Source organism: Streptomyces asoensis (assembly GCF_016860545.1).
In the GTDB taxonomy this organism is placed as follows: domain Bacteria; phylum Actinomycetota; class Actinomycetes; order Streptomycetales; family Streptomycetaceae; genus Streptomyces; species Streptomyces asoensis.
This window is the reverse complement of sequence record NZ_BNEB01000005.1, coordinates 2,946,564-2,965,700: the sequence shown is the minus strand read 5'-3', so window position 1 is coordinate 2,965,700 and position 19,137 is coordinate 2,946,564. Positions and strand designations below refer to the sequence as shown.

Sequence of the window (19,137 nt, the reverse complement as noted above, 5' to 3'; positions counted from 1 at the left end):
AACGCCGAAGGGCCGGCCGACGTTTGACGTCCGGTCACCCCGGCGGCCGGCCGGCGGTCCGCCGGCTCGGCTCAGCCGGCGAAGACCGTGACCCCGTCCTCGGTCGCGTGCTTCGGCTCCAGTTCCTCGGCCTCGTGGGTGAGCGCCTTGCGGCGGACGACGACCACGACCGCGCCGAGGACCGCGGTGACCGCCGCGACGGCGAACGGGACGCGGATGTCGGTCCACTCCTCGATCTTCGGCGCGAAGTAGGGCGCCGCCGCGGCCGCGAACCACCGGACGAAGTTGTATCCGGCGCTGGCCACCGGGCGCGGGGCGTCCGAGACGCCGAGCGCCAGCTCCGTGTAGACGGTGTTGTTCACGCCGATGAACGCGCCCGACGCGATCGTGCAGACCACCGCCGTGGTGTGGTCGCCGTACCCGAGGGCGAGGACGTCGGCGGCCAGCAGCACCAGCGAGCCGCCGAGCACCTTCAGCGAGCCGAACCTCTTCTGGAGCCACGGTGCCACGAGGACCGAGAAGACCGCGAGCAGCACACCCCAGGCGAAGAACACCGCACCCGACCTGTACGGGGTCATGTTCAGCACGAACGGGGTGAAGGCCAGCACGGTGAAGAACGTGTAGTTGTAGAAGAACGCCGAGGCGGCGGCGGAGGCGAGCCCTCCGTGGCCGAGCGCCCTGAGCGGGTCCAGGACGGAGATCCTGCGGGCCGGCTTCGGCTGCTCCTTGAGGAACGCCGTGATGCACAGGAAGCCGACCGCCATCAGGAACGCGGTGCCGAAGAAGGGGTAGCGCCAGCTGGCGTTGCCGAGCAGCGCGCCCAGCAGCGGTCCGCAGGCCATGCCGAGGCCGAGGGCGGACTCGTACAGCAGGATCGCGGCCGCGCTGCCGCCGGCCGCCGCGCCGACGATCACGGCCAGCGCGGTCGACACGAACAGCGCGTTGCCGAGGCCCCAGCCCGCCCGGAAGCCGACCAGTTCGCCGACCGAGCCCGAGGTGCCCGCCAGTGCGGCGAAGACGACGACGAGGGCGAGGCCCAGCAGCAGCGTCCGGCGGCCGCCGATGCGGCTGGAGACGAAGCCGGTCAGCAGCATCGCGAAGGCGGTGATCAGGAAGTACGAGGTGAAGAGCAGGGAGACCTGGCCGGCCGTGGCGTCCAGCCCCTGGGCGATGGACGGCAGGATCGGGTCGACGAGGCCGATGCCCATGAAGGCGACGACGGAGGCGCCGGCCGTCGCCCACACCGCCTTCGGCTGCCGCAGGATGCTTCCGGCTCCCGCTTCGAATGGGTCCATGGTTCCTCTCACCCCTCAGCAAGATGGTTGGTATATACACACAGTAGGTTAGGGTGCCTAATGAATGCAAGTTACATCTACCTTCTTCGGGTGGTCCCTTCCGTCCGGACGGGTGATCGTCCTTGACGTGGGCGTGCTCGGGTAGGACCGTGGGGCTCTATGAGGGGCGAACCCAGTTGCCCGAAGTGTGGTGGCCGGGTCAGGGCTCCCGGACTCTTCGCCGATTCCTGGCAGTGCGACGCACACGGGACGGTGTATCCGCTCCAGCCCGTGATCCCGCCGAGCGTCGAGGCGCTCAGCGTCGTCGTGCACCGCACTCAGGTGCCCGTGTGGATGCCGTGGCCGCTGCCCGTCGGCTGGCTCTTCACGGGCGTCACGTACGCGGGTGACGACCGCAGCGGAGGCCGCGCCACCGCGGTCGCCTGCACCGGTCCCGGTCCGCTCGGCGGGATGGGTGAGCTGATCCTCGTCGCCGAGGAACTGGGTGTCGGGCTCGGCGCGCGCTACGCCGGCGTCGACGGACCCGACCCCGGTCCGTACATGAGTGTCGAGAAACCCCCGCAGGCGAAGGTCCTGGCAGCCGGCCGCCCGACCCCGCTCTGGCATGTCTCGGCCACGCCGGACGACCGGGCCGTCTTCGCGGGTGAGGCGCGCGGGCTGTGGCTGTGGGCGGTGGTCTGGCCCGAGCAGTCCGGGCTCCTGATGTACGACGAACTCGTGCTCACGGATCTGCGGGACGCCGGCGCCGAGGTGGAACTCGTACCGTGCGGGGCGCTGTCCCCGAGACTCCTCAAGCCCTGACGGCGGCCGCGTCGCGATGCCCGCTCCGCCGTGACGCGGGCTCCGCCGCGATGCCCTCTCCGTCCCGAGGTGGCTCCGCCGTGACGTTCGCGGCCGGGGTGTAGGGGGCGCTACGGGGTTTCGGGTGTGACAGGAGGGGGCCGGACTGCGGCTATGCTGGAGCGTCCCCTTCCGTTCCGTCCCGCCTGGAGTCCGCGTCGTGCGCATCGATCTGCACTGCCACTCCACGGCTTCGGACGGCACGGACACGCCCGCCGAGCTGGTGCGCAACGCGGCCGCGGCCGGGCTGGACGTCGTCGCGCTGACCGACCACGACACCACCCGCGGCCACGCCGAGGCCGTCGCCGCGCTGCCGCCGGGCCTCACGCTCGTCACCGGCGCCGAACTGTCCTGCCGGCTCGACGGCGTCAGCATGCACATGCTGGCCTACCTCTTCGACCCCGAGGAGCCCGCCCTGCTCGCCGAGCGCGAGCTGGTGCGCGACGACCGGGTCCCGCGGGCGCGGGCCATGGTCGCCCGGCTCAACGAACTGGGTGTGGGCGTCACGTGGGAGCAGGTCGCGCGGATCGCGGGGGAGGGCTCCGTCGGCCGGCCGCACGTCGCCACCGCGCTGGTCGAGCTCGGCGTCGTGCCGACGGTGAACGACGCCTTCACCCGGGACTGGCTCGCCGACGGCGGCCGGGCCCACGTGGCCAAGCACGAGACCGACCCCTTCGAGGCGATCCGGCTGGTCAAGGGCGCGGGCGGCGTCACCGTCTTCGCCCACCCGGGCGCGAGCAAGCGCGGCCGCACGGTGTCCGAGTCGCAGATCGCCGAGCTGGCCGCCGCGGGCCTGGACGGCATCGAGGTCGACCACATGGACCACGACGCGGACACGCGCGCCGGGCTGCGCGCCCTGGCCGCCGATCTGGGACTGCTGGTCACCGGGTCGTCGGACTACCACGGCAGCCGCAAGACCTGTGTGCTCGGCGAGTACACGACCCATCCCGAGGTGTACGGCGAGATCACCCGGCGGGCGACCGGGGCGTTCCCGGTGCCGGGGACCGGCGGGGCCTGAGCTCCCCTCCGCGCCCACCGGTCCACCCCTTTCCCGCAAGGCTTCAGTACTGATGTTCGACTTCGCCGTCTTCGGCTCCCTCTTCCTCACCCTGTTCGTCATCATGGATCCCCCCGGGATCACCCCGATCTTCCTCGCGCTGACCGCCGGCCGCCCCGCCAAGGTGCAGAAGCGGATGGCCTTCCAGGCGGTCTGCGTGGCGGGCGGGGTCATCACCGTCTTCGGACTCCTGGGGCACCAGATCCTCGACTACCTGCACGTCTCGGTACCCGCCCTGATGATCGCGGGCGGCCTGCTGCTCCTGCTGATCGCGCTCGACCTGCTCACCGGCAAGAACGACGAGCCCCAGCAGACCAAGGATGTCAACGTCGCCCTCGTTCCGCTGGGTATGCCCCTGCTGGCCGGGCCGGGCGCGATCGTGTCCGTCATCCTCGCCGTCCAGAAGGCCGACACGGTGACGACGCAGGTCTCGCTCTGGACGGCCATCCTCGCCATCCATGTCGTGCTCTGGCTGGTGATGCGGTACTCGCTGCTGATCATCCGGGTCATCAAGGACGGCGGTGTGGTCCTCGTGACCAGGCTCGCGGGCATGATGCTCTCCGCGATCGCCGTGCAGCAGATCATCAACGGCGTCACCCAGGTGATCCGGGCCGGCTGACCGGCCCGGCCCCGGCGCGCACGCGCGGAGCCCCCCTGCGGCGACGCCGCAGGGGGGCTCCGAAACTGTAGAGGGATCCGCGTTATGAGGCCGTGGTGCCGGCCGGACGGATCCACAGTCGCTGCCCGATGGCGGCGGCCTGCTGAACGATCCGGTTGACGGAGGCGGCGTCCACGACGGTGCTGTCCACGGGGGTACCGTCGACGTCGTCGAGTCGCATGATTTCGAAGCGCATGGCTTCTCCCTTCGTCTGGTCATCCTCCTGAGGAGAACTACTTGGTTACGTAGGGAGTCAACGGGGTGCGTGTTACAAACATTCCCTACGCTAAAGAAATTTTTCGAACGACTAATTACTAACGAGTAAGAGAGTTCGACGGGGACTGAACGGGACCGGTTGTGTTCGCAGCGTGACCACCGGAACAATGGACGCGATGAACGACGACCTCCCGGCCCTCGCCGCCCGCATCGACCGCACGAACGAGCTGCTCACCCGCATGCTTGCCGAGGTGGCCAAGACGCCCTCCACCCACGCGATCTTCGTGGACGCGGGGTACCTGTACGCGGCGGCGGGCCGTCTGGTGGCCGGGACCGAGGACCGCCGGGCCTTCGACCTCGACGCCGAGGGCCTCATCGAGGCGCTCATCGACCGCGCCCGTTCGATCTTCGCCGACAGCCGGCTGCTGCGCGTCTACTGGTACGACGGCGCCCGGCGCCGCATCCACACCACCGAGCAGCAGTGCATCGCCGAACTGCCCGACGTCAAGGTCCGGTTGGGCAACCTGAACGCCAACAACCAGCAGAAGGGCGTCGATTCGCTGATCCGCACGGACCTGGAGTCCCTGGCCCGGCACCGGGCGATCAGCGACGCGGCCCTGCTCGGCGGTGACGAGGACCTGGTCTCGGCGGTGGAGGCCGCCCAGGGGTACGGCGCCCGCGTGCACCTGTGGGGCATCGAGGCGCCGGAGGGCCGCAACCAGGCCGAGCCGCTGCTCTGGGAGGTCGACAGCCAGCGCACCCTCGACCTGGACTTCTTCAAGCCGTACGTCTCACGGCGCACCGCCGCGGCCTACGAGCAGGCCGGCGTGAACCGGCCCACCCGGGAGGCCGTCCGCTTCGTCGGGGCGCAGGTCGCGGCGAAGTGGCTGTCGGCGCGGGGCAGACAGGCGCTGGCGGAGCTGCTGCCCGGTCACCCCTACCTCCCGGGCTCCGTCGACCAGGACCTCCTCGTGGAGGCCGAGGGCATCCTCCAGTACTCCCTGCGCGGCCAGGCCGACCTCAGGCGTGCGCTGCGGGACGGCTTCTGGGAACACGTCCAGACGCAGTACTAGAACCCGCCCCCCCCGCGGACGCCGGGTCCGGCTACGGACGGTTCCTGTCCCCGGGGTGCAGGTCGAAGAAGTCGGCGAGCGCCCGCGCGGTCGCCAGGGGCTGCTCCTGGTTCGGCGAGTGCTCGGCGCCCGCGATGATCGTCCGGCGCGCGCCCAGCTCCACGGCCATGGCGTCGAGCAGGGGGACCGGCCAGGTGTCGTCCAGCGCGCCCGACAGGACGTGGAACGGCAGTGCCACGGCGGCGAGTTCGGCCACCCGGTTCGGTTCGGCCAGCAACTGGCGCCCCGTCGCCAGGAGTTGCGCGGGCTTGTGGTTCAGCCAGCGTCGGCGCAGCAGTTCGGGTGCGAGGGAACCGCTGGCCGGCCCGCCCACCTCCTCCGGTGGCCCCATCGCGAGGATCGCCTCCCACACCTGCGGCATCGTCATCACCGCGAGCGCGTCGTGCAGCAGTTTCACGCGCTGCTTCTGGGATTCCGAGATCTCGGCCGGACCCGAGGCCATGAGCGTGAACGAGACGAAGGGGGAGGGGTCGAGGAGCACGGCGGCCCGGGCGATCTGGCCGCCCAGGGAGTGCCCGACGAGGTGCAGGGGGGTGTCCAGTGCCGCCGCCTGGGCCAGCGCGTCCCGCGCCAACTCCTCGCGAGCGTAAGGAGATTCGTCGTCGGCGGGCCCGTCGGACTCGTTCTGCCCCCGTCCGTCCACGGCGACGACCCGGTAGCCGCGGGCCGCGAGCGGCCCGTGCAACCGGTGGAAGTCCTCCTTGCTCCCGGTGAAGCCGGGCATCAGCAGCGCGACACCGCGGGGCTCGACGCCGTCGGGCACGGGCGCGTCGACCACGGCGAACCGGCCGCGCCCGGTCCGCAGGTGGTACGCCCGCGCTCCGGGAGGCGGCGGGAAGGGGGAGGGGGAGCTCGACTCGGTCACGTCCCGAGGCTACCGGGAGGGCATGCGGTGCGCCGTGGGCGGGACCGGTCCCGGGACGCCGACGGGAACGCCGACGGCCCGGCCCCTCGACGAGGGGGGACCGGGCCGTCGGGTCGTGCGCTCGGATCAGCCGTCCGCGGGCTCCGCCGTGGCCGTGGCCTTGCGGGTGCGGCGCACCCGGGGCTTGGCCTCGGTGGCTTCCGCCGTGTCGACCGCGGCTTCGGCGGCGGTCCCGGCCGGAGCCGTGGCGGCCGTCTTGCGGGTGCGGCGCGGCTTGGTGGCTTCCGCTTCCGGGGTCGCCTGGGCCGGGATGTCGGCGGTGGCGGCCGGTGCCTCGGCCGTGGCCGTGGCCTTGCGGGTGCGGCGTACCCGGGGCTTGGCCTCGGTGGCCTCGGCCGTGTCGACCGCGGTCCCGGCTGCGGTCTCGGCCGGGGCGGTGGCCGCGGTCTTGCGGGTGCGGCGGGGCTTGACCACCGTCTCGGCGGCGGCCTCCGCGGCCGGCTCCGCCGCCGTCGCCGTGGCCTGGGCGGCCGTGGCGGCGGTCTTGCGGGTACGGCGCGGCTTCGCCTCCACGGCCTCGGCCGTGTCGAGCGCGGCCTCGGCCGCAGCCGCCGTCTTGCGGGTGCGGCGCGGCTTGGCCTCGGCCTCCGCGACCGGAGCCTCGACCGTCGCCGGGGCGGCGGTCTTGCGGGTACGGCGCGGCTTGGCCTCGACCGTCTCCGCCGTGTCGACGACGGTCTCGGCCGTGGCCTTGCGGGTGCGGCGCACCCGGGGCTTGGCCTCGGTGGCTTCCGCCGTGTCGACCGCGGCTTCGGCGGCGGTCCCGGCCGGAGCCGCGGCGGCCGTCTTGCGGGTGCGGCGCGGCTTGGTGGCTTCCGCTTCCGGGGTCGCCTGGGCCGGGATGTCGGCGGTGGCGGCCGGTGCCTCGGCCGTGGCCGTGGCCTTGCGGGTGCGGCGCACCCGGGGCTTGGCCTCGGTGGCTTCCGCCGTGTCGACTGCGGTCTCGGCCGGGGCGGTGGCCGCGGTCTTGCGGGTGCGGCGCGGCTTGACCACCGTCTCGGCGGCCGCGAGGGCCTCCGGGGCGTCGACGGCCGTGACCGTCCCGGCCGGGGTCTCGGCCACAGCCGTCGCCTTGCGGGTGCGGCGGCGCGGTGCGGCCACCGGGGCCTCGGCGGGGTCGACGGCCACCACGGGCGCGGCGGCCTCGGCGGCCGGCGCCTCCGTCACCGGGGCCGGAGCGCTCGCCACGGACTGCGTGTCCGCGACGACGTCGGCGGCGGTCTCGGCGGTCTTGCGGGTACGGCGGCGGCGCGTCCTGGCCGGGGCCTGCGGTGCGGACTCCGCGGTGTCCAGGACGGTGCCCTCGACCGCCGCCGAGGCTGCCTCCGCGGCCTCGGCGACAGCCTCGGCGGCGGGCGCGGAAGCCGTCACGGCCGTCGCGGCGACGGCGTCCTGCGCGGCACCGTTGCGGGTGCGGCGACGGCGGCGCGGGGTGCGCGGACCGGCGGCCTCGTCGCTCACCGGCGCCGGCTCGGTCACCGGGGCCTGGGCCGCAGCGGTGGTCGCGGCGGGCGCGGGCGTCGCGTCGAGCGGCGAGCCGTTGCGGGTACGGCGACGGCGGCGGGGCGTGCGCGCCGAACGCTCACGCTCCTCGGACCGCTCGTCGGTGGAACGGGACCGGGACTCGCCCCGGCCACCCCGGTCACCGCGGCCGCCGCGGTCACGGCCGCCCCGGTCACCACGACCGCGCGCACCCCGGCCGCCCGGCTCGCCGAGGTCCTCGAGCTCCTCGGCGTCGAGCCCGGCGCGCGTACGCTCCGAGCGCGGCAGGATGCCCTTGGTGCCCGCGGGGATGCCGAGGTCCTCGTAGAAGTGCGGAGAGGTGGAGTACGTCTCCGGCGGGTCGCTGAAGTCCAGCTCCAGCGCCTTGTTGATGAGCTGCCAGCGCGGGATGTCGTCCCAGTCGACCAGCGTGATCGCGATGCCCTTGGCGCCCGCGCGACCGGTACGGCCGATGCGGTGCAGGTACGTCTTCTCGTCCTCGGGGGACTGGTAGTTGATGACGTGGGTCACGCCCTCGACGTCGATGCCGCGGGCGGCGACGTCGGTGCAGACGAGGACGTCGACCTTGCCGTTGCGGAAGGCGCGCAGCGCCTGCTCGCGGGCGCCCTGGCCGAGGTCGCCGTGGACCGCGCCGGAGGCGAAGCCGCGCTGCTGGAGCTGGTCGGCCAGGTCGGCCGCCGTGCGCTTGGTACGGCAGAACACCATGACCAGGCCGCGGCCCTCGGCCTGGAGGATGCGCGCCACCATCTCGGGCTTGTCCATGTTGTGCGCGCGGTAGACGTGCTGCTTGGTGTTGGCGACGGTCCTGCCCGCGTCGTCGGGCGAGGTCGCGTTGATGTGCGTCGGCTGCGACATGTAGCGGCGTGCGAGGCCGATGACCGCGCCCGGCATGGTCGCCGAGAACAGCATGGTCTGGCGCTTCACCGGAAGCATGTTGATGATCTTCTCGACGTCGGGCAGGAAGCCCAGGTCGAGCATCTCGTCGGCCTCGTCGAGGACGAGCGACTTGATGTGCTTGAGGTCGAGCTTCTTCTGGCCCGCGAGGTCCAGCAGCCGGCCCGGGGTGCCGACGACGACGTCGACGCCCTTCTTCAGGGCCTCGACCTGGGGCTCGTAGGCGCGGCCGCCGTAGATGGCGAGGACGCGCACGTTGCGTACCTTGCCCGCGGTCAGCAGGTCGTTGGTGACCTGCGTGCACAGCTCACGCGTCGGGACGACGATGAGCGCCTGCGGCGCGTCGGTGAGGTCCTCGGGACGCGCGCGGCCGGCCTCGACGTCGGCGGGGACGGTCACGCGCTCCAGGAGCGGGAGGCCGAAGCCGAGCGTCTTGCCGGTGCCCGTCTTGGCCTGGCCGATGACGTCCGTGCCCGTGAGGGCGACGGGGAGCGTCAGCTCCTGGATGGGGAACGGGCTGGTGATGCCGACGGCCTCAAGGGCCTCGGCGGTCTCGGAAAGGATGCCGAGCTCTCGGAACGTAGTCAGGGTGCTGCCTCTTCTGTGTGCGCGGTGCGAGGCGAGCGCGGGGGTCGTGTCCGGACCGTGCCGGGGACGTCGGCCGCCTCACGGGCGGCCGGCAGGACACGGGACCTCTGCCGACGCTCTAGCGCTCGTACCGCTGAGGGGGTCCCCTCCGGGTTCCGTACGCACAGTGCCTTACGGACGAGGAGGGCTGTCGGGTCGGAGCCGATCGGGCCACCGACCGGGCATCCTCATACGTGCGGCCCGTCGAATATTCGGCAGGCGCATTACCACCATACCTCGGATCCGTGCACATGCGATGGCCGATACGGTCACGTTGTGGTTGTCACAGTGCCTGGAGTGGTCTCGCACGTCTTCGTCGTCACACTGATTGAGCAGGGACTTCCACCGTGCGGCGAGCGGGCTATTGTGCGCTTCATGACGACCTCTGACAAGCCTGAGAACACCGTTACCGGCATCGCCGCCCAGGACTGGGCGACGGCCTCGGCCGATCCGCAGTACCGGGCCGCGGTCGTGGATCTGCTGGGCGCGCTGGCGTACGGCGAGCTGGCGGCGTTCGAGCGGCTCGCGGAGGACGCCAAGCTGGCGCCCACGCTGGAGGACAAGGCGGAGCTGGCGAAGATGGCGTCGGCCGAGTTCCACCACTTCGAGCGGCTGCGCGACCGCCTCACGGAGATCGGTGAGGAGCCGACGCTCGCGATGGAGCCGTTCGTCGCCGCGCTCGACGGCTTCCACCGGCAGACGGCCCCGTCGGACTGGCTGGAGGGCCTGGTCAAGGCGTACGTCGGCGACTCGATCGCCAGCGACTTCTACCGTGAGGTCGCGGTGCGCCTGGACACGGACAGCCGCGCCCTGGTCCTGGCCGTGCTGGACGACACCGGTCACGCGGGCTTCGCCGTGGACCGGGTGCGCGCCGCGATCGACGCTGAGCCCCGGGTGGGCGGCCGCCTCGCGCTGTGGGCACGGCGGCTGATGGGCGAGGCGCTGTCGCAGTCCCAGCGGGTGGTCGCGGACCGCGACGCGCTGTCGACGATGCTCGTGGGCGGTGTCGCGGACGGCTTCGACCTCGCCGAGGTCGGCCGGATGTTCTCGCGGATCACCGAGGCGCACACCAAGCGCATGTCGGCGCTGGGCCTGGCCGCCTAGCCTTCGGCCGCTCGGCTCTGCCGGGGGGGGGCGGCGTCAGGGCGCGCGCGGCGTCCTACGCCGGGGCCGATCGTCGCCTGAGCCGCCCGGCCGGGCGCAGCAGCAGGGAGACCGAGGCCGCGGAGACGATCGCCGCGCCCAGCAGGCTCGCCAGGGCGTTGCCGGGGCCCAGCGCGCTGTGGGTGACGAAGTCGCCGAACAGCGCTCCGGCGACGCCCGTGGCGAAGACGAGGGTGCGGACCGGCAGGCGGTGGGAGAAGCGGTGGACCGCCGCCCACGCGAGGACGAGACCCAGCACAGCGGAGCCGAGCGCTTCCAAGATCATGTGGGTCCCTCCCGGACGGTGGGGCTGTGCACCAGGGTCGTAGCCCGTCATACCCGTGACCTGCGGAATGCAATCCTCCCCTGTGGCCGGCTTGTGCTCCATCCGTGGAGAAGACGCCCACAGCGAAATCGGCCGCCGTCGCGCCGCCCCGGACACCGGCCGTGACGGCGTCCGGGGCGGCGCCAGAACACGGAGGAGGGGCCCGGTGACCGACCGGTCACCGGGCCCCTCCTCCGTGCTGCTTTCCGCCTACAGTGCGCCGAAGCCCACCTTGCGCGGGGCGGCCTCGCCCAGCTCGACGTAGGCCAGACGGTCGGCCGGCACCAGGACCTTGCGGCCGTGCTGGTCCACGAGGCTGAGCAGCTGCGACTTCCCGGCCAGTGCCTCGGCCACCACGCGCTCGACCTCCTCGGGAGTCTGACCGCTCTCCAGAACGATCTCACGAGGCGCGTGCAGCACGCCGATCTTGACCTCCACGGCTATGTCCCTCCGACGGTCACGAGGTGCGCGGGCGTCCGCGCCGTATGCTGCACACATTAGCCCGGTGAGGGGACGTACACGGCGCGGCCGTCCACGCCAGGAGCGAACAGCGGGCGGGAACAAACGGCCGACCGCCCCCGCGGTCAGTGCTGATCGGTGCCGTGCAGCGGGAAACCGGCGATGCCGCGCCAGGCCAGCGAGGCCAGCAGCTGCACCGCCTGGTCGCGCGGCACGCTGCGGTCGCTGTGCAGCCAGGACCGTGCCACGACCTGGGCGAGGCCGCCGAGGCCGGAGGCCAGCAGCATCGACTCCGCGCGGGAGAGGCCGGTGTCCTCCGCGATGACCTCGCAGATCGCCTCGGCGCACTCGGTGGTGACCTTGTCGACGCGCTCGCGCACCGCGGGCTCGTTGGTCAGGTCCGACTCGAAGACCAGGCGGAAGGCGCCGCCGTCGTCCTCGACGTACGCGAAGTACGCGTCCATCGTGGCGCGCACGCGCTGCTTGTTGTCGGTCGTCGAGGCGAGCGCACCGCGCACCGCCTGGATGAGCGACTCGCAGTGCTGGTCCAGCAGTGCCAGGTAGAGGTCGAGCTTGCCGGGGAAGTGCTGGTACAGCACCGGCTTGCTGACACCGGCCCGCTCGGCGATGTCGTCCATGGCGGCCGAGTGGTAGCCCTGCGCCACGAAGACTTCCTGGGCGGCGCCCAGCAGCTGGTTCCGACGGGCACGGCGCGGCAGGCGGGTGCCTCGCGGGCGCGCCGCCTCTGTCTGCTCGATGGCTGTCACGCCGCCTCCCAAAGTGGTCCTCTTGCGGTGAGCGCCGCGCCGCCATCGTACTTTTCGGTAACCGTGGTGTGCGCGGTGCGAGCGCAGAATTTCACGGACTGGACGACGACAAAAGCGGTGGAAACGGTTTCGGATCGGGATGTTACGGGCATACTCTGCGCCGCTCCAGCTCGGGCAGGTCAGCGGTAGTCGTCCTCGTCGAGCGCGACGACGCGGGCCTGTTCGACGAGATCGGCCTCGTCGGCCCGGGCGGGATCCACGTCCTCGAGAGGCGTGTCCCGCTGCGGCGTGACGTCCGCGTACTGCTCGGCGGCGTCGTTCTCCGGCGCCTCGACGTCGATCTCCCCGAAGTCGTCGTCCTCTTCGAACGTCTCCGGGTCGGTGGGGTCAACGGCCATGGTGGGCTCCCTTCCTACGAACGTCCCTGCGAGGTGCAGGGGCCACAAGCGGGTGCCCTCGGTACGAGCCTAGGAGACACCTGTTTGGGACGCTATGCGATCGCTGGGCGCAGTGCCCCCGATTCGGGGCGATATGGCACCGGGGCGGTGCCCGGACGGCGCCCGACGCGGTACCCCTCCGGCCCGCACACCACACATGCCTGTGACGCCGAACACACAAAGTTGCGCGTGATCGTCTCGTAACATTGCCCGCATGTCTTCGACCGAGCTGCCCTCCGTGCCGCCCACCAGCGTGCTGCCGAAGGCGATCGCCGTCCGGGTCGCCGAGGGGGAGAGGCTCCGGTCCGTCGGACTGCCGGGGGTCACGCTCTCGGTCCGTTCCAGGCCGCCCGCGCGCGAGGGGCTCGAGCCCGCGCTGTACGTCCACGGCCTGGGCGGTTCCTCGCAGAACTGGTCCGCGCTGATGGCCCTGCTCGACGGGGTGGTGGCGAGCGAGGCCGTCGACCTGCCCGGTTTCGGCGACTCCCCGCCACCGGACGACGGCAACTACTCCATCACCGCACACGCGCGTGCCGTGATCCGCTACCTCGACGCCGTCGACCGCGGGCCCGTGCACCTCCTCGGCAACTCCCTCGGCGGCGCGGTGTCCACGCGCGTCGCCGCGGTCCGGCCCGACCTCGTGCGGACCCTGACGCTCGTCTCGCCCGCGCTGCCCGAACTGCGGGTGCAGCGGACCGCGCTGCCGACGGGGCTGGTCGGGCTGCCGGGGGTGGCCGCGCTCTTCACCCGGCTCACCCGGGAGTGGACGGCCGAGCAGCGCGTCCGCGGCGTCACCGCGCTCTGTTACGGCGACCCCGGCAGGGTCGCCCCGGACGCGTTCCGGCACGCCGTGGACGAGCTGGAGCGGCGCCTCCAGCTCCCGTACTTCTGGGACGCGCTCACCCGCTCCACGCGCGGGCTGCTCAGCGCCTACACGCTCGGCGGTCAGCACGGGCTCTGGCGGCAGGCCGAGCGCGTCCTCGCCCCCACCCTCCTCGTCTACGGCGGCCGTGACCAGCTCGTCGGCTTCCGCATGGCGCAGCGCGCCGCCCGGACCTTCCGTGACTCCCGTCTGCTCACGCTGCCCGACGCCGGGCACGTGGCGATGATGGAGTACCCCGAGACCGTGGCGACGGCCTTCCGGGAGCTCCTCGCGGACTCCGCCGCCCCGACCGAGACCGCGGGGGGCTGAGGCCGACGTGGGACGCCACAGCCGGCGGGGGCCCGCGCCCAAGGGTGCCGCCAAGGGAGGGCCGCGGGGATCCGCCGCGGAGCCGCCCGCCCCGGGGGACCCACGCGGAGGCCGCCCGCCCGCACCGCCCCGGGAGCACGACGAGTACGACGGGACGCCCTCGCACGGAGTGCCCCGCTTCCCCTTCTCCGAGGGGACTCCGGCCCACGGTTTCCCCCAGGTGCGGGGCGGACACCCCGAGCAGCGCGAAGGCGGAGGCGGCTGGGGGGACTTGAGAGGACGATCAGCGGGTACCGGGCAGCCCGTGATACCGCGTCAGCGAACCATGCCCCAGGACGGCCCGCGCCAGGGTCCCCGGCCCGGCCCCCGTCAGGGCCCCCGCCAGGAGTACCTCGACGCCTTCGGCGAGGAGGACGAGGACGTCTTCACGCGCGCGAGGACGCCGTACGCGGCCACGCGCGTGCGGGACTCCCGCTTCCCGCGGACGGCCGACCGGGAGGATGTCACCCCCGCGACCGCCCCGGCCGGCACCGGCGGGGACGAGGACGGGCCGCCCTCCGGCGGGTCCACGGCCGCTCCCGGTGTCAAGGGACGGGCGTTCGGGGGCATCGCGGCCGCCGCCGTCACCACGGTGCTGGCGGTCGTGGTGGCGGGACAGGTGGCCACCGGCCGGGACGACGACTCCGGCCGTTCGCGGTCGACCGCCTCCGGGCAGACACGTGAGGCCGTCGACGACGGAGCCGCGCGCGGGGGCGACCGGCCGAGCCCGTCCGTGTCCGCGGGCGCCGGCGGCGGCGCGGTCACGCTGACGTACGCGCAGCGGATGCAGGCGAAGTACCCGCTCAGCCCCAAGTTCAAGGGATCGGGGAAGTTCGACGCCGTCGCGGGCATCGCCAAGGCGCCCGGCAAGGGGCGCAAGTACACCTACCGCGTGGACGTGGAACAGGGTCTAGGGCTCGACGGCGAACTTTTCGCGCAGGCCGTGCAGAAGACCCTCAACGACGGGCGCAGCTGGGCCCACGGCGGTGCCCGGACCTTCGAGCGGATCCAGTCGGGCAAGGCCGACTTCGTCATCACGCTCGCCAGTCCCGCCACCACCGCCGTGTGGTGCGCCAAGTCCGGCCTGGACACCACGCAGGACAACGTCTCCTGCGACTCGGCGTCGACCGAGCGGGTCATGATCAACGCCTACCGGTGGGCGCAGGGGTCGGTGACCTTCGGCAACCAGATGTACGCCTACCGGCAGATGCTGATCAACCACGAGGTGGGCCACCGGCTGGGCTTCGGCCATGTCACGTGCGACAAGGACGGCGAGCTGGCGCCGGTCATGCAGCAGCAGACGAAGTTCCTCGACCACGACGGGATCCACTGTCTGCCCAACGCCTGGCCGTACCCCAACAGTTGAGCCCCGGGGCTGGTCAGGCGCCCCAGGGGTCACGTTGACATGCCCGTGCGGTGAGGGTTCGGACGGGGCAAGCGGTCCTTCGCGGCCGTGGACGGCGTGTCCCTGACCGTTCGCCATGGCGAGACCCTCGGCGTCGTCGGGGAGAGCGGCAGCGACAGGGCCACGCTCGGCCGGATGCCGGTCGGGCTGCTGGAGCCGACGGCCGGCGAGATCCGTTACGAGGGCCGGGTGCCGTCGGGGGTCGATCCCACCGTGCAGATGGTCTTCCAGGACCCCGTCTCCTCGCTCGACCCGGGCCGCAGCGAGGGCGAGACCGTCGCGGACCCGCTCCGCGCGCGGGGCGTGCGGGAGGGACGAGGCGCGCGTCAGGGGGCGCGTGAGGAAACTCCTGGAGCGCGTGGGGCTCGGGGCGGCGCACTACGACCGCTACCCGCACGAGTTCAGCGGCGGTCGGCGCCGACGCGTCGGCATCGCCCGGGCGCTAGCCGCCGACCCGCGCGTCATCGTCCGCGACGAGCCCGTCTCGGCGCTCGACGTGCCGGGAGCCGGCCCACGCCTGAGTCCCGCACGACTCGGGTGGCGTGACGTTTCGCTGTCGGATGATCTCTTAGCGCGACGGAACGCCACCCGTACGGGAAAGTTACGACCGTTCACCCCTTTTGGTGGTGCGACGGACAACCGTCCGTCGCACCACCGCCTCGTCCGCATACGTTCGTCCCGCTGCGAGCCGCCGGGTCAACGGCGGCTCCCCAAACGGGAGATCGGGAGCGGGCGTGCGCATCGGAATGCTGACGGAGGGTGGCTATCCGTATCTGAACGGAGACGCCGGACTCTGGTGCGACCGGCTCGTACGCGGGCTCGGGCAGCACGAGTTCGACGTCTACGCGCTCAGCCGCGGCCCGCACCAGGCGGACACGGGCTGGGTCGACCTTCCGCCGCAGGTCGTCCGGGTCCGTACGGCACCGCTGTGGAAGGCCGAGGACGACGGCGTCACGTACGGCAGGCGCGCGCGCCGGCGTTTCACGGAGTCCTACGACGAGTTGGCGTCCGTGCTGTGCCAAGCCGTGGTGCACGAGGAGGAACCGCCGGGGTCCCCGAACGCCTCCGAGGCCCCTCCCGCCGCTCAGGCGGACCGTTTCGCCAACGCGCTGTACGGCCTCGCCGAACTCGCCCGGGACGAGGGCGGGCTGGTGGGAGCGCTCCGCTCGGAGAGCGCCGTGCGCGCCCTGGAGCGTGCGTGCCGCGCGCCCGGCGCGCTGCGCACGGCGCGCGAGGCGCGCGTGTCCGACCTCCTCGCCGTCGCCGCACACCTCGAACGCGCCCTGCGCCCCCTCTCACTCGACTGGTACGACGACGTGACGGGCGACGGGAGCGAGTGCCTCGGCGCGGTCGACGTGTGTCATGCCACCTCCGGCGGCGCCGCCGCGTTGCCCGGGCTGCTCGCCCGGCACTTCCACGACGTGCCGTTCCTGCTGACCGAGTACGGCGTACGGCTGCGGACGCACTACCTCGGCTCGGGAACCGGTGACGCGCAGGCGCGCTCCGCGGGCGGGCCGTCCGGTGAACCCGCGCCCGCGTCCGACATCGCGTCCGGCGCCGCGTCCGCCGCGGCGCAGGCTCCCGCCGTGCGCGCCCTGGCGGCCGCCTTCCACAACCGGCTCGCCGCGGAGGTGTACCGGCAGGCGGCCTGCGTCACCCCCGGCAACGCGCACGCGCGCCGCTGGCAGGAGCGCTGCGGTGCCGACCGCGCCACCCTGCGCACCGTCTACCCGGGCATGGAGGCGTCCCGGTTCGCCGAGGTGGGTGACTCCGCGGACACCGCCGACCCGCACACCCTGGTCTGGGTGGGCCGCGTGGAGCCCGCCAAGGACCTGGTCTCCCTGCTGCACGCCTTCGGCGCACTGCGCGGGCGGGAACCCCGGGCCCGCCTGCGGATCGTCGGGACCGCGGCCGGGGCCGAGGGCCGCGCCTACCTCGGCCACTGCAAGGCGCTGGCCGCCCAGCTCTTCCCCGACGAGGCGGAGGGACCGCATGCCGTCGGGCACAACCCGGTGTCCTTCGAGGAGATCGGCGGTCCGGAGGCGCCGACGCTCGCCGAGGCGTACGCGGCCGGGGCGGTCGTCGTCCTGTCCAGTGTCGTCGAGGGGTTCCCGGTCGGTCTGGTCGAGGCGATGTTCTGCGGCCGGGCGACCGTCTCGACCGACGTCGGCGCCGTCGTCGAGGTGATCGGCGGCACGGGACTGGTCGTCCCGCCGCGCAACCCGCGGGCGCTCGCGGAGGCGTGCGTGGCGTTGCTGCGCGACCCCGAGCGCCGTGCACGCCTGGGCGCGGCCGCCCGCGCCCGCGCCCTCGAGCTCTTCACGGTGGAGCAGAACGTCGCCGCGTTCCACGGTATCTACCTGGAGCTCGTCTCCCGGGCGCCGCTGCGCCGGTCCGTCCGGGACGACGCCCGCGGCCCCCGTCCGTTCGCCGTTCCCGCCGAGGCGTGCCTGCCCGGCCCCTGGCCCGCCGCGGACGCCCGCGTCGCCGCCCGGATCACCCCGGGCCGGACGCCGGGGCCGCCCCCGGTACGGGGTGCCACGCCCGTCGTCGCGACGGAGGGCGCGCGATGAGCGGCCTCGACGAACTGGACCGACCGGGACCCGCGACGGCAGCGGCGACGTCCGCGACAGCGGGACCGGGGGCGGCAGCGGGGCCGGCGGCGGGATCGGGACCGGCGTCGGCAGTGGGACCGGCGACGGGAGTGGGGAGACCAGCGGGCCCGGCCTTGTCGGTGGGGTCAGCGGTGTCGGTGGGGTCAGCGGGAACGGTGGGATCGGGCGAGGCAGCGGGACCGGACGAGCCGATGGTGATCGAGGGGTCCGAGGGATCCGAGTGGTCCCAGGGATCCGAGTGGTCCCGGAAGTCCGGGGAGGCGTCGGGCGAGGCCGACGGGGACGGGCGCAGGGCGGCCGCGCCGCGCCGCGGCGGGGCGGTCGATCCGGTGAAGGCCCTCATGCACCGGCACCGTGAGCTGTGCGAGCGGGCCGTCGACCCGCTGGAGATCGCGGCGGGCCTGGAGGCCCACGGGGTCACCGACCGCACCGCCGCCCGTTTCCGGCACCGGGACGTGTTCTCCCTCGCGGAGGAGATGTACGCCCGCGTGTCCCGCGACGTCGAGACGCCCCCGCTCACCACCCCCGTCGCGCTCCCGGGACCGCGACTGGACCGGGCGCTGCTCACCCTCGCGCCGGGCGTCCTGTGCGCGGCGGCACTGACCGGCGTCCGCCTGACCGAGGGGCGGACGCGCCTTCTCGTCGCCGCCTGCGGTCTCCTGGCCATCAGCCTCGCCCTGCGTACGGTGATGCGGCGCGGTCCGCTGGCCCCGCGCGTCGGCGTCCACCGCGGCCCGCACCGGACCGGCGCCTGGACCTGCTGGCTCCTCGGCTACGCGGCCCTCGGCGACAGTCTCCTGCGCGCCGCCGTCGCCGGAGGCCCCGACGGTCTGCCCGACGGGACGACGGACGGCCCCTGGCCCGTCGCCGCCGCCCCCCTGCTGACCCTCGCGCTGGCCTGCGCGCCCGCCGCCTGGAGCGCCCACCTGTTCGCCGTGCGCGCCAGGCGCCGCATCGACACCAGCCGGGGACTCGACGAGTTCGCCTCCTCGGCACGGCCGTTGCTGCTCGGCGTCCTCGCCCTGTTCCTGTGCGCGACGGCCGCCCTGGCGCCCCTGTGCGCCGCGGCCCTCGGCGAGCCGGTCGGCTACGGCAACGTCCTCACCCTGGGCGCGCTCCTCTTCCTCGCCCGCCTCCTCACCGTGCACGGCTTCACCCAGGTCCCGGCGGTCGTCCTCGCGGCCGCCGGCACGGCCGAGGTCCTCGCCCCGGCCACCGTCTTCGCCGGCCGGCTGCCCGGGTGCGGCTTCCTCGCCCTGCCCGTGGAGACCCTCGTGACCGCCCGCGGTCCGGGCGGGGTCCCTTCCCTCGTCTGCGGAGCCGCCGCCCTGGCCCTGCTGTTCCACGCCACCCGCACCCTGACCAGGGCCTCCGCCCACGCGCGAACCGATCCGCCGGGCTGACCCGGGCCGGCGGGGCCTCCCGCCGGCGCCACGGGCAGCCCGTGCCGCGCACCCGGTGCGCCCACCGCCCGACCCACGCGTTCCTCCATCCAGCCGCAACCCACCGCAACACCCTTCAAGGAGAGACCAGATGACCACCTCCCGATCCGGAGGGACCTCAGCCGCCGGGGCACCCGCGGTCGCAGGAGCCCCCGCGGCCACAGG

At 73.5% G+C, this 19,137-nt stretch carries 17 protein-coding genes and 1 pseudogene; 10 read left to right on the top strand and 8 right to left on the bottom strand.

What is annotated here, in order from left to right; genetic code table 11:
- Positions 1 to 71: 71 nt before the first annotated feature.
- The gene (locus Saso_RS35595; RefSeq protein ID WP_189920025.1) at positions 72 to 1,295 is read right to left on the bottom strand and encodes an MFS transporter; all 1,224 of its coding nucleotides are present in this window, start codon (positions 1,293 to 1,295) and stop codon (positions 72 to 74) included.
- Between the two features lie 159 nt (positions 1,296 to 1,454).
- Between Saso_RS35595 and Saso_RS35590 the strand changes: the two genes are divergently transcribed.
- From Saso_RS35590 to Saso_RS35580, 3 genes are all read left to right on the top strand, one after another.
- Positions 1,455 to 2,096 carry a DUF6758 family protein gene (locus Saso_RS35590; protein WP_189920023.1) on the top strand — a complete coding sequence of 214 codons (642 nt, stop codon included), beginning with the start codon at positions 1,455 to 1,457 and terminating at the stop codon, positions 2,094 to 2,096.
- 199 nt (positions 2,097 to 2,295) lie between these two features.
- Positions 2,296 to 3,153 carry a PHP domain-containing protein gene (locus Saso_RS35585; RefSeq protein WP_189920021.1) on the top strand — a complete coding sequence of 286 codons (858 nt, stop codon included), beginning with the start codon at positions 2,296 to 2,298 and terminating at the stop codon, positions 3,151 to 3,153.
- Positions 3,154 to 3,205: 52 nt separating this feature from the next.
- Positions 3,206 to 3,811: a MarC family protein gene (locus Saso_RS35580; RefSeq protein WP_189920019.1), complete on the top strand. Its 606-nt coding sequence runs from the start codon at positions 3,206 to 3,208 to the stop codon at positions 3,809 to 3,811.
- Positions 3,812 to 3,893: 82 nt separating this feature from the next.
- Here the strand turns inward: Saso_RS35580 and Saso_RS35575 are convergent, their stop codons facing one another.
- Positions 3,894 to 4,046, bottom strand: a complete 153-nt coding sequence (locus Saso_RS35575; RefSeq protein WP_189920017.1) for a hypothetical protein — start codon at positions 4,044 to 4,046, stop codon at positions 3,894 to 3,896.
- Positions 4,047 to 4,242: 196 nt separating this feature from the next.
- Between Saso_RS35575 and Saso_RS35570 the strand changes: the two genes are divergently transcribed.
- On the top strand, positions 4,243 to 5,139 hold the full coding sequence (locus Saso_RS35570; protein ID WP_189920526.1) for an NYN domain-containing protein: 897 nt from the start codon (positions 4,243 to 4,245) through the stop codon (positions 5,137 to 5,139).
- Positions 5,140 to 5,170: 31 nt separating this feature from the next.
- On the opposite strand, the gene Saso_RS35565 is transcribed toward Saso_RS35570, so the two are convergent.
- A complete protein-coding gene (locus tag Saso_RS35565) occupies positions 5,171 to 6,064 on the bottom strand; it encodes an alpha/beta fold hydrolase (RefSeq protein ID WP_189920015.1) in 894 nt (297 codons plus the stop codon).
- Between the two features lie 126 nt (positions 6,065 to 6,190).
- Positions 6,191 to 9,019 (bottom strand): DEAD/DEAH box helicase, encoded by a 2,829-nt coding sequence (locus Saso_RS35560; RefSeq protein WP_189920525.1) that lies wholly within the window; start codon positions 9,017 to 9,019, stop codon positions 6,191 to 6,193.
- A 495-nt stretch (positions 9,020 to 9,514) separates the two neighbouring features.
- Here Saso_RS35560 and Saso_RS35555 point away from each other — a divergent pair, with 495 nt between their 5' ends.
- On the top strand, positions 9,515 to 10,252 hold the full coding sequence (locus Saso_RS35555) for a ferritin-like fold-containing protein (protein ID WP_189920013.1): 738 nt from the start codon (positions 9,515 to 9,517) through the stop codon (positions 10,250 to 10,252).
- Between the two features lie 55 nt (positions 10,253 to 10,307).
- Here the strand turns inward: Saso_RS35555 and Saso_RS35550 are convergent, their stop codons facing one another.
- The 4 genes from Saso_RS35550 to Saso_RS35535 form a co-directional block, all read right to left on the bottom strand.
- Positions 10,308 to 10,577, bottom strand: coding sequence for a hypothetical protein (locus Saso_RS35550; protein WP_189920011.1), 270 nt, complete (start codon positions 10,575 to 10,577; stop codon positions 10,308 to 10,310).
- Between the two features lie 249 nt (positions 10,578 to 10,826).
- Positions 10,827 to 11,054 (bottom strand): DUF3107 domain-containing protein, encoded by a 228-nt coding sequence (locus Saso_RS35545; RefSeq protein ID WP_189920010.1) that lies wholly within the window; start codon positions 11,052 to 11,054, stop codon positions 10,827 to 10,829.
- A gap of 146 nt (positions 11,055 to 11,200) precedes the next feature.
- Positions 11,201 to 11,842 (bottom strand): TetR/AcrR family transcriptional regulator, encoded by a 642-nt coding sequence (locus tag Saso_RS35540; protein ID WP_020130830.1) that lies wholly within the window; start codon positions 11,840 to 11,842, stop codon positions 11,201 to 11,203.
- 179 nt (positions 11,843 to 12,021) lie between these two features.
- Positions 12,022 to 12,240, bottom strand: coding sequence for a hypothetical protein (locus tag Saso_RS35535; RefSeq protein ID WP_189920007.1), 219 nt, complete (start codon positions 12,238 to 12,240; stop codon positions 12,022 to 12,024).
- 253 nt (positions 12,241 to 12,493) lie between these two features.
- Between Saso_RS35535 and Saso_RS35530 the strand changes: the two genes are divergently transcribed.
- From Saso_RS35530 to Saso_RS35510, 5 genes and pseudogenes are all read left to right on the top strand, one after another.
- Complete coding sequence (locus Saso_RS35530; RefSeq protein WP_189920005.1) at positions 12,494 to 13,471, top strand: alpha/beta fold hydrolase; 978 nt, start codon at positions 12,494 to 12,496, stop codon at positions 13,469 to 13,471.
- A gap of 169 nt (positions 13,472 to 13,640) precedes the next feature.
- Positions 13,641 to 14,876 (top strand): DUF3152 domain-containing protein, encoded by a 1,236-nt coding sequence (locus Saso_RS35525; protein ID WP_372442533.1) that lies wholly within the window; start codon positions 13,641 to 13,643, stop codon positions 14,874 to 14,876.
- Positions 14,877 to 14,933: 57 nt separating this feature from the next.
- A pseudogene (locus Saso_RS35520) lies at positions 14,934 to 15,414 on the top strand (ATP-binding cassette domain-containing protein); the annotation flags it as partial.
- A gap of 235 nt (positions 15,415 to 15,649) precedes the next feature.
- A complete protein-coding gene (locus tag Saso_RS35515; protein WP_189920001.1) occupies positions 15,650 to 17,488 on the top strand; it encodes a DUF3492 domain-containing protein in 1,839 nt (612 codons plus the stop codon).
- Between the two features lie 233 nt (positions 17,489 to 17,721).
- Complete coding sequence (locus tag Saso_RS35510; RefSeq protein ID WP_307822336.1) at positions 17,722 to 18,933, top strand: hypothetical protein; 1,212 nt, start codon at positions 17,722 to 17,724, stop codon at positions 18,931 to 18,933.
- Positions 18,934 to 19,137: the final 204 nt, after the last annotated feature.